Origin of the sequence: Actinoalloteichus sp. AHMU CJ021 (assembly GCF_002895405.1) — a bacterium.
GTDB classification, from domain to species: Bacteria; Actinomycetota; Actinomycetes; order Mycobacteriales; family Pseudonocardiaceae; genus Actinoalloteichus_B; species Actinoalloteichus_B caeruleus.
Genome location: NZ_CP025990.1, coordinates 4,834,874 through 4,844,713 on the forward strand (window position 1 = coordinate 4,834,874; position 9,840 = coordinate 4,844,713).

9 protein-coding genes are annotated in these 9,840 nt (G+C 72.1%); 8 read left to right on the plus strand and 1 reads right to left on the minus strand.

The genetic code is table 11. The features are described 5' to 3' along the window. Positions 1 to 26: 26 nt before the first annotated feature. The 8 genes from C1701_RS20540 (at position 27) to C1701_RS20575 (ending at position 7,985) form a co-directional block, all read left to right on the plus strand. The gene (locus tag C1701_RS20540) at positions 27 to 1,169 is read left to right on the plus strand and encodes a gluconeogenesis factor YvcK family protein (RefSeq protein ID WP_081715632.1); all 1,143 of its coding nucleotides are present in this window, start codon (positions 27 to 29) and stop codon (positions 1,167 to 1,169) included. Beyond that, positions 1,160 to 2,146, plus strand: coding sequence for a DNA-binding protein WhiA (gene whiA, locus C1701_RS20545; protein WP_026420093.1), 987 nt, complete (start codon positions 1,160 to 1,162; stop codon positions 2,144 to 2,146). The genes C1701_RS20540 and whiA overlap by 10 nt, the downstream gene beginning before the upstream one ends. A gap of 382 nt (positions 2,147 to 2,528) precedes the next feature. After that, a complete protein-coding gene (gene gap / locus C1701_RS20550; protein WP_026420094.1) occupies positions 2,529 to 3,536 on the plus strand; it encodes a type I glyceraldehyde-3-phosphate dehydrogenase in 1,008 nt (335 codons plus the stop codon). Between the two features lie 37 nt (positions 3,537 to 3,573). Next, positions 3,574 to 4,851, plus strand: a complete 1,278-nt coding sequence (locus tag C1701_RS20555; protein WP_103056457.1) for a phosphoglycerate kinase — start codon at positions 3,574 to 3,576, stop codon at positions 4,849 to 4,851. A 6-nt stretch (positions 4,852 to 4,857) separates the two neighbouring features. After that, complete coding sequence (tpiA, locus tag C1701_RS20560; RefSeq protein WP_026420096.1) at positions 4,858 to 5,646, plus strand: triose-phosphate isomerase; 789 nt, start codon at positions 4,858 to 4,860, stop codon at positions 5,644 to 5,646. A 91-nt stretch (positions 5,647 to 5,737) separates the two neighbouring features. Continuing rightward, positions 5,738 to 5,971, plus strand: a complete 234-nt coding sequence (gene secG / locus C1701_RS20565; RefSeq protein WP_016701243.1) for a preprotein translocase subunit SecG — start codon at positions 5,738 to 5,740, stop codon at positions 5,969 to 5,971. Positions 5,972 to 6,094: 123 nt separating this feature from the next. Further along, on the plus strand, positions 6,095 to 6,436 hold the full coding sequence (locus tag C1701_RS20570) for an RNA polymerase-binding protein RbpA (RefSeq protein ID WP_026420097.1): 342 nt from the start codon (positions 6,095 to 6,097) through the stop codon (positions 6,434 to 6,436). A 664-nt stretch (positions 6,437 to 7,100) separates the two neighbouring features. After that, the gene (locus C1701_RS20575) at positions 7,101 to 7,985 is read left to right on the plus strand and encodes an alpha/beta fold hydrolase (RefSeq protein WP_051712752.1); all 885 of its coding nucleotides are present in this window, start codon (positions 7,101 to 7,103) and stop codon (positions 7,983 to 7,985) included. 267 nt (positions 7,986 to 8,252) lie between these two features. On the opposite strand, the gene C1701_RS20580 is transcribed toward C1701_RS20575, so the two are convergent. Then, entirely contained in the window at positions 8,253 to 9,836 is a 1,584-nt protein-coding gene (locus C1701_RS20580; RefSeq protein WP_030105942.1) for a Na+/H+ antiporter, read from the minus strand. Positions 9,837 to 9,840 lie beyond the last annotated feature (4 nt).

The window sequence follows — 9,840 nt, forward strand, 5'->3', positions numbered from 1 at the left end:
CCATGTCAGCGAGGACCTTCGAGAGTATGACGACAGTGCCCGAGGCACGGACGAACGACGCCGGAGCCGGTTGGTCCCGGCCACCGCGAGTGGTCGCGCTCGGCGGGGGCCACGGCCTCCAGGCCACGCTGGCCGCGCTGCGCGGGGTGACCCCGCGGGTGACGGCGGTGGTCACCGTCGCCGACGACGGTGGCTCGTCCGGTCGGCTCCGCAGGGAACTGGGCCTGCTGCCCCCGGGGGACCTGCGGAAGGCTCTGGAGGCGCTGGCACCCGACGGACCGGACGGGCAGCTGTGGTCCCGCGTCTTCGGCCACCGGTTCGGCGGGAGTGGCGCCCTGGCTGGGCATGCCGTGGGCAACCTGCTCATCGCCGGACTGCTGGAGGTCCTCGGCGACCCGGTGGCCGTGCTGGACCACGTTCGACGGCTGCTCGGCGTGCGGGCCCGGGTCCTGCCGATGTCCACCGAACCGCTCGACATCGAGGCCGAGGTGTCCGGACTGTCGGACAACCCGCACCGGCTCCGGCGGATCCGGGGTCAGGTCGCCGTGGCGACTACCCCCGGTCGGGTGAAAAGGGTGTGGTTGCGCAACGTGGCCGATCCTGACGGACGGCTCACGGCCTGCCCGGAAGCGGTACACGCGGTGCACTCCGCGGATGTCGTCATCCTCGGCCCGGGATCGTGGTTTACCAGCGTACTGCCGCATCTGCTGCTCCCCGAGCTGCACGACGCCCTGCTGACGACCACCGCCCGTAAGGTCCTCGTCCTGAACCTTGTCCCCCAACCGGGTGAGACGGCCGGTTTCTCGCCCGAGCAGCACCTGCACGTACTCTCCGAACATGCTCCGCGTCTGCGGGTGGACGACGTCATCGCCGACATCGACTCGGTGCCGACGCCCGACCGACTGCGTCGCGCCACCGGCGAACTGGGCGGCACCACGCACCTGAGACGGGTCGCCGACGACGACGCTCCGGACCGGCACGACCCGGCCGCGCTGGGTGCCGCGCTCGCCGCGGCGATCGGCGTGGCGGACCGGACCGTGGAGCACTCCGGTGGCGCCGAGGGCGTCGCCGACCTGGACCGGTTTGGGCTTGCCGGGCCGGCTGACCTGTGCGGTCAGCCCAGCGGACCGGCGGCGCGCGCAGACGAGGAGGACGAGCGGTGGCGATGACCGCGGCGGTCAAGGACGAACTCAGTCGCCTGGTGGTGACGAAGACCTGCTGTCGTCGTGCCGAGGTGTCCGCGCTGCTGAGATTCTCCGGCGGCCTGCACATCGTGGCCGGCCGGGTGGTCGTCGAGGCGGAGGTCGACACCGGCTCGGTGGCCCGCAGGCTCCGGAAGGAGATCCACGAGCTCTACGGCTACACGGCCGAACTCCAGGTGATGACGTCCGGAGGGCTGCGCAAGGGCACCCGGTACGTCGCGCGGGTGGTCAAGGACGGTGAGGGGCTGGCACGGCAGACCGGCCTGCTGGACTCCCGGGGCCGGCCGGTGCGGGGCCTCCCCGTGCACGTCGTCTCCGGCGGTGCCTGCGACGCCGAGGCCGCGTTGCGCGGGGCCTTCCTCGCCCACGGGTCCCTCACCGAGCCCGGTCGGTCCTCCGCGATGGAGGTCACCTGCCCGGGGCCGGAGGCGGCACTGGCCCTGGTGGGCGCCGCCCGGCGGCTGAACGTGCAGGCCCGCTCGCGCGAGGTCAGGGGGGCGGACCGGGTCGTGGTCCGGGACGGCGACGCGATCGGCGCCCTGCTCACCAGGCTGGGAGCCCACGCCAGCGTGCTCGCGTGGGAGGAACGGCGGATGCGCCGCGAGGTGCGGGCCACCGCCAACCGGCTGGCGAACTTCGACGACGCCAACCTCCGGCGGTCCGCCCGGGCCGCGGTGGCGGCGGCCGCCAAGGTGGAGCGGGCGATCGAGCTGCTGGGCGACGACGCCCCCGACCACCTGGTGGTGGCCGGGCAGCTCCGGCTGAGCCACCGGCAGGCCTCGCTGGAGGAGCTCGGCCAGCTGGCCGAACCCCCGATGACCAAGGACGCCGTCGCCGGCCGCATCCGCCGCCTGTTGGCGATGGCCGACAAGCGCGCCAGGGATCTGGGCGTGCCCGGAACGGACTCCGCCGTCACCCAGGAGATGTTGGAGGTCGACGCCTGAGGCGCCGGGCCCCCTCGGCGCGGCCGCGAACCGCCGGTGGGACCGCCAGTGGGCGTAGCCTCGATGGCGGCGCCGGGGCGTCGAGTACGCGGTGCCCCTCGGGGGCGAGCCCACCGGGCCCTCCCGCCCGACTCCGGCGGTCGACCCCGCCCACGAGCGGTCGCCTTCCCGGGACGCACCGGACGCCGCTGGGACCGGGTCGGCCGGCGGCGAACTCCGCCGGTTACGGTGGACTGGTTCGATCAAGTCGAACGCCGGTCCGTGTGACCTTGGTCGGCTGTTGGGCGCTAGGGTGGCGCTCGGCAACGTGGCCAACCTTCATCATGCCCACCGGCCAGTGCGGCGAAGGGCTGCGCCGGTCCGAGTAGCGAGGAGACGTACCGTGACGGTTCGCGTAGGTGTCAACGGTTTCGGGCGCATCGGGCGCAACTTCTGGCGCGCCGCCCAGGCCAGCGGCCAGGACATCGAGATCGTCGCCTTCAACGACCTCGGCGACGTGGCGACGATGGCCCACCTCCTCAAGTACGACAGCGTCCTCGGCAGGCTGAGCGAGGAGGTCAGCGTCACCGACGAGGGCATCAAGGTGGGTGACACCACCATCAAGGCGCTCGCCGAGCGCGACCCGGGCAAGCTGCCCTGGAAGGACCTGGGCGTCGACGTGGTCGTCGAGTCGACCGGCTTCTTCACCAAGGCCGACGACGCCAGGAAGCACATCGACGAGGGTGGCGCGAAGAAGGTCATCATCTCGGCCCCGGCCAAGGGCGAGGACCTGACCGTCGTCCTCGGCGCGAACGACGACAAGTACGACGGGTCGCAGAGCGTCATCTCCAACGCCTCCTGCACCACCAACTGCCTCGCGCCGCTGGCGAAGGTCCTGCACGACACCTTCACCGTGGAGCAGGGTCTGATGACCACCATCCACGCCTACACCCAGGACCAGAACCTCCAGGACGCGCCGCACAAGGACCTGCGTCGCGCCCGCGCGGCCGCCGTCAACCTGGTGCCGACCAGCACCGGCGCCGCCAAGGCCATCGGCCTGGTGCTGCCGGAGCTCAACGGCAAGCTCGACGGCTACGCCGTGCGCGTCCCGGTGCCGACCGGCTCCGCCACCGACCTGACGGTGACGGTGGGCCGGGAGACCTCGGTCGACGAGGTCAACGCCGCGTTCAAGGCCGCGGCCGACGGCCCGCTGGCCGGCATCCTCCGCTACAGCGAGGACCCGATCGTCTCCACCGACATCGTCACCGACCCGGCCTCCTGCATCTACGACGCGCCGCTGACCAAGGTCATCGGCAACCAGGTCAAGGTCGTCGGCTGGTACGACAACGAGTGGGGCTACTCCAACCGCCTGGTGGACCTGACCGCCCTGGTCGGCTCGAAGCTGGCCTGACCGGCGCGCGCGAGCGAGGGGTGGGAAGGACAACCTCATGGTGACGAACACTGGGTCGGCGACCGGTGAGGACGGCCGGCCGGCCGTCGCGACGCTGGACGACCTGCTCGCGACCGGGGTCGCCGGACGGCGGGTCCTGGTGCGGGCCGACCTCAACGTGCCGCTGGACGGAACTCCCACCCCGGACCTCCCGGGCGGGAGGATCACCGACGACGGTCGGGTGCGGGCCTCCCTGCCCACGATTCGGGCGCTGGCCGAGGCCGGCGCCCGGGTGGTGGTGGCCGCGCACCTCGGCCGGCCCAAGGGGGCGCCGGAGGACAGGTTCTCGCTGGCCCCGGTGGCCAGCCGCCTCGGTGAGCTGCTGGGCACGCCCGTCGCGCTCGCCGACGACGTCACCGGGCCCTCGGCCCGGGAGACGGTCGGGGGCCTGGCCGACGGCCAGGTCGCCCTGCTGCAGAACGTGCGGTTCGACAGCCGGGAGACCAGCAAGGACGAGTCGGAGCGCGGCGCGCTGGCCGAGGAACTCGCCGGGCTCGTCGGCGAGGACGGCGCCTTCGTCTCGGACGGCTTCGGGGTGGTGCACCGCAAGCAGGCCTCGGTCTACGACGTGGCCAGGCGGCTCCCGCACTACGCCGGCGGCCTGGTGCTCTCCGAGCTGTCGGTGCTCCGCCGCCTGACGACCGACACCGCCAGGCCCTACGTGGTGGTGCTCGGTGGCGCCAAGGTCTCCGACAAGCTCGGGGTCATCGCCAACCTGCTCACCAAGGTCGACCGGCTGCTCATCGGCGGCGGCATGGCCTACACCTTCCTCCGCGCCAAGGGCTACGAGGTCGGGCAGTCGCTGCTCCAGGAGGACCAGCTCGACCGCGTCCGCGGTTTCCTCGCCGAGGCGGAGGAGCGTGGCGTGGAGCTGGTGCTGCCGGTCGACGTGCTGGCGGCCAAGGAGTTCGGGGCGGACGCCGAGTACCAGGTGGTGGACGCGGACGCGATCCCCGCCGACCGGCAGGGACTGGACATCGGCCCGAGGACGCGGGAGCTGTTCGCCGGCAAGCTCGCCGACGCGGCGACGGTCTTCTGGAACGGTCCGACCGGTGTCTTCGAGTTCGAGGCGTTCTCGGGCGGCACCAGGGCGGTCGCGGAGGCGTTGGTCGGCAGCTCGGCCTTCACCGTGGTGGGCGGGGGCGACTCCGCCGCGGCGGTGCGCGCGCTCGGCCTGCCCGAGGACGGGTTCTCCCACATCTCCACGGGTGGCGGCGCCTCCCTGGAGTTCCTGGAGGGCAAGGCCCTTCCCGGCGTCGAGGTTCTGGAGGACTGACACCAGATGGCAGCCAGGCAACCGCTGATCGCGGGCAACTGGAAGATGAACCGCAACCACCTGGAGGCCATCGGTCTCACCCAGAAGGTGGCCTTCGCCCTGCCGGAGAAGTACTTCGAGAAGGTCGAGGTGGCGGTGCTGCCACCGTTCACCGACCTCCGCAGCGTGCAGACCCTGGTGGACGGGGACAAGCTGCGGCTGAAGTACGGTGCCCAGGACCTGTCGCCGCACGACTCGGGCGCCTACACCGGCGATGTCTCCGGGGCGATGCTGGCGAAGTTGGGTTGCACCTACGTCGTGGTCGGGCACTCCGAGCGCCGCGAGTACCACGCCGAGGACGACGACCTGGTCAACCGGAAGGTGCGGGCGGCGCTCAAGCACGGTCTGCGGCCGATCCTCTGCGTCGGGGAGCCGCTGGAGGTGCGGGAGGCCAGCGGTCACGTCGAGCACACCACCGCCCAACTGCTGGCGGGGCTCAAGGGGCTCCGCGCGGAGCAGGTCGCCGACGTCGTGGTGGCCTACGAGCCGGTGTGGGCGATCGGCACCGGCCGCGTCGCCACCCCGGCCGACGCGCAGGAGGTGTGTGCCGCCATCAGGTCCGCGCTGGCCACGAAGTACGGTGACGAGGTCGCCGGACAGGTGCGCGTGCTCTACGGCGGCTCGGTGAAGTCGGGCAACATCGGCGAACTGATCGAACAGCGGGACGTGGACGGCGCCCTCGTCGGCGGTGCCAGCCTCGACGGGGACGAGTTCGCCAAGCTGTCCGCCCTCGCCGCGGGGGGCCCGCTGCCCTGATCACGCCAACGGTGTGGCCTTCCGGTCGACTCCGTTGCGTGATTGACTGCCGGGTACCCTGTGATGCCTACCGCCGTACTGCGAGGATGAGATGAAGTTCTTCCTGCAAATCACACTGGTGATCTCCAGCCTGGCGCTGGTGATGTTGGTTCTGCTGCACAAGGGTCGCGGCGGAGGGCTGTCCTCGCTCTTCGGAGGCGGGATGCAGTCCAGCCTGTCCGGTTCGAGCGTCGCGGAGAAGAACCTGACCAGGATCACCCTGTTCGTTACGGCTATCTGGGTGATTTGCATCGTCGCGGTGGGATTGCTGCTCAAGGTGGAGTAATTGGTATGACGTGGCGTTCGCGCGCCACGTCGTGACGGCGGGACGTCGCGACCGGCGGGGCCAGCGGGTCCCGCCGGGGTCGTGAGTGGCGACGATCGAGGATCGCAGGGGTGTTGAGGGCCGATGGCAGGTGGTAACGCGATCCGCGGCACGCGGGTCGGTGCTGGGCCGATGGGGGAGTCCGAGCGTGGCGAGTCCGCCCCGCGACGGCGCATCTCCTACTGGTGCGCGAACGGGCACGAGTCGCGTCCCTCCTTCGCGGTGGAGGCGGAGATTCCGGAGATGTGGGACTGCCCACGCTGCGGTTTCCCGGCCGGCCGCAACGAGGAGAGGCCGCCGGACCCGCCGCGGACCGAGCCGTACAAGACCCACCTGGCCTACGTGAAGGAACGGCGTAGCGAGGCCGATGGCAGGGCCATTCTCGACGAGGCCCTGTCCCGGCTGCGGCAACAGCGGGGACGCTGATCACGTCCGCTGTCGCTGGCGGCGACCACGGGTGGCCGGGCCCGGCGTGAGCCGGGGAACGGGATTTCGGGACCAGTCGACGGCCCGGCACGTGACGACGTGCCGGGCCGTCGGTGCGCGTGGGGGTGGTCGGGCCTGCCGGGGGCGCGCGTCTCGACCGCCGACCGGCGTGCGGGGTAGTGAACCCCTCGTGCCGTCGAGACGCCGTCGAGACCCCTGTGGGAGCTGGTCGTCCGCGCCGGCGCGGACGTGCGGTGCGTGCCGCGACGTCACGGCGAGGCCGGCGGCGGTCGCCGTGGCCCGCCCGCGTTCCGGGCCCGGTGGGGTGGCGTGGTGGGCCGCCCGCCTGGGTTCCTGCCGGGCTCTCACGGCGGTGGTAACCCGGGGGAGTGGGTGACCACTGCGGAAGGAATCCGAAATTCCCGGCATATCACGCGTCCTGTTGATCTTTGCGCTCACACGTTCGGGTCAAACGCTCCAGCGTGGATTCGGCGTGGCGCCGCGACGTCCGATGACTACCCTGCCGGTTTGTTCCCGGCGCTGTCCGTGGTCCGCGACGACGCGTCCCCGTGTCCCGCCAACCCGTGTGCCGAGGTGACGTCCGCTGGGACGGGCAGGGAACGGCCGGCGATCCCGAATCCGTGCGAGCCAGAGGATCACCGTCGTGCCAGAGCACAGCCAAGCCTTCGACTTCCGGGGTTTCACCTGCGAGATCCGCATCGTCGACGCGGAGGACCCGACTCTCGCCCCCCTCGTGCTGCTCGGTGGGGCGTTCCAGGACAAGCACTCGTGGGCTCGGCACGAGCGGGAGTTCCTGCGTCGCACCTCGGTGGTCACCGTCGACCTGCCCGGCTGGGGGTCGGCGGACCCGCTGCCCCGGCAGTACGGGGTGGACTTCCTGTGCGAGGCGCTCCACCACCTGCTGGTGAGCTCGGGCCTGTCCCGGGTCAACGTCGGCGCGGGCTCCTACGGCAGTGGGATCGCCTATCGACTCGCCCAACGGTTCCCCGGCCTCGTGGACAGGTTGGTGCTGGTGGGCACGATGACCGAGCTGCCGGAGCTGGCGCGGGCGGACGTGGAGAACACCGTCCGGCTGCTCAGGTCGGGCGACCGGGACACCTTCGCCGAGCGGGTGATCGAGCTCCTGCTGTGCCAGGACCCGGGAGTGGTGGTGCGCAAGCGCGACGTTCTGCGCCGCCTGCTCGGACGGCAGCTGCGCCAGCTCGGGGAGGACGCCGCCGAGAAGTACGTGCACAACACCGAGCGGTTGCTGGCCTACCGCTGGGACCGCTCCACCAGCCCGCCGACGCTGCCGATCCTGGTGATGACCGGGGAGCACGACCCCTTCACCACCCCCGAACTCTGCCGGGAGGTCGCCAAGGACTGCCCGGACGCCAGGTTCACCACCGTGCGGGACTCGGACCACCTCGTCTACCTCGAACGTCCCGTCGAGTTCGTCGAGGTGGTGCTGACCTTCCTGTCGGGGGAACCGGTGGACGTCCTGCCCTGCTGCACCCCCGTGGAGTACTTCGGCGCCGCCCGGCCCTGACCGGGGCCACGCCGCCGAGCAGGCGCTGACCCCGGGTGGCTCGGCGTGCGGCGCGGCCGTGTTCCCGGGGGCCGGGTGGACCGGTGCACCGTGGCGGCCGGTGCGGCGCGTTGGCCCCAGTGAGGTGGTGGAGCCGCCGAGCCCCGTCCTCCCGCCGGTCGGGAGGACCAGGGGCGGGACCACCCGTCCGACCGGCGGCTGAGGGCTCGCCCCGGTGGTCGTGGCGCGCCTCCCACCAACGCGGGTACCGGCGGGGTCGCGCGTCGCCTAGTCGAGCAGCAGGGTCTTCAGGTCCAACCGGCGCAGCACCCGGTCCGCCGCCGCCGGGTCGACTCCGGGTTCCTGCCGGGCAGCCAACACCTCCGCACGCGCCGCCGCCAGCACCGTCGACTCGATGTCGCGGAGCGCGTCCCGTTTCCGGCGCAACGCCTCCATGCGTTCCCGCTGCTCCTCGTCCTCCGGGTCACCGCACAGCTTCGCCTCCAGCCGGCTGGCCCGTTTCCGGAGCAACGCGCTGACCTGTTCGGACAGCTCGGCCCGCTCCTCCCACTCCGTGATCTGGCGCAACGCCGCCCGGTGCGCGCGGCGCGCCACCGCCCGCTCCTCGGCCTCCTCCACACCGGCGTCCGAGGACACCCCGAGCAGCCGCACCACCAACGGCAGCGTCAGACCCGCGAACAGCAGGGTGACCACCAGCACCGTGCAGGCGATCACCGTGAGCTCCGCGCCCGCGGGGAAGGGGGAACCGTCCTCGGTGGTGGAGGGCACGGACAGCGCCAACGCGAGCGTCGCCAACCCCCGCATACCGCACCAGGTCATCACCACCGCCTCCGCCCTCGTCCTCGGTGCGGACGAGGCGTCCCGCGACCGTCGTAGGGCCAGCCACGCGCCCAGGAACCACAGGAGGCGCACCGTGACGACCACCGCGCACACCACGGCCGCGTGCAGCAGCATCGTGCCCAGTTCGCTGCCGGCCTCGGTCACCACCTGGCGCATGTCCAGCCCGATCAGGCCGAAGGCCAGGCCGGTGACCAGCAGTTCCACCACGTTCCAGAACGAGCGCTGGGTGAGGCGCTCGTCCGCCTCGTCGACCTCGCTGTGACCGCGCAGCTGGAGGGCGAGGACGACCACCGCGATCACCCCGGAGGCTCCCAGCTCCTCCGCGCCGAGGTACACGGCGAAGGGCAGCACCAGGGTGAGCGCGGTACTGCCCGTGCTGTCGGTGATCCGGGTCAGGAAACTGCGGGCGACCCAGGCCACCCCGAGTCCGATCGCCACCGCGGCCACCGCGCCCAGGAGGAACCGCAGCGCCAGCTCACCCACGTTGACGTCCTGCTCCCGGACGGTCGCCGCGATCGCCGTCTGGAAGATCACCAGCGCTGCCGCGTCGTTGAACAAGCCTTCGCTCTGGAGCACCGCGAGCAACCTGCGGGGGATGCTCACCCGGCCGGCGACCGACTCCACCGCCACCGGGTCCGGGGGCGCGACCATCGCGCCGAGCGCGATCGCGCCCGCGATGGCGACCCCCGGCACCAACAGCGCCAGCGTGGTGGCGACGGCGACCGTCGTCGCCACCACGAGGCCGATGGCCAGCGTGACGATGCTGCGCCACCGGGTGCGGAACACCGCCCACGAGGTGCGCTGGGCGGCGGCGAACAGCAGCGGAGGCAGGAAGAGTGGCAGGATGAGGTCTGGATCGAGGTCGAACCGGTCCGGGAGGCCCGGGATCACCGCGACCGTGAGCCCGAGGAGCAGCATCAGCGCCGGCCAGGGCAGCCGGAGGCGGTCACCAACGCCGACGAGCAGCACCGCGCCGAGCATCAGGGCGATGACCAGCAGCAACACACCCATCGGC

Excerpts from the sequence above, each read along its gene's own strand:
- C1701_RS20555 (WP_103056457.1), top strand. The coding sequence starts at position 3,574 with ATGGTGACGAACACTGGGTCGGCGACCGGTGAGGACGGCCGGCCGGCC.
- C1701_RS20540 (WP_081715632.1), top strand. The coding sequence starts at position 27 with ATGACGACAGTGCCCGAGGCACGGACGAACGACGCCGGAGCCGGTTGG.
- secG (WP_016701243.1), top strand. The coding sequence starts at position 5,738 with ATGAAGTTCTTCCTGCAAATCACACTGGTGATCTCCAGCCTGGCGCTG.
- C1701_RS20570 (WP_026420097.1), top strand. The coding sequence starts at position 6,095 with ATGGCAGGTGGTAACGCGATCCGCGGCACGCGGGTCGGTGCTGGGCCG.
- C1701_RS20580 (WP_030105942.1), bottom strand. The coding sequence starts at position 9,836 with ATGGGTGTGTTGCTGCTGGTCATCGCCCTGATGCTCGGCGCGGTGCTG.
- tpiA (WP_026420096.1), top strand. The coding sequence starts at position 4,858 with ATGGCAGCCAGGCAACCGCTGATCGCGGGCAACTGGAAGATGAACCGC.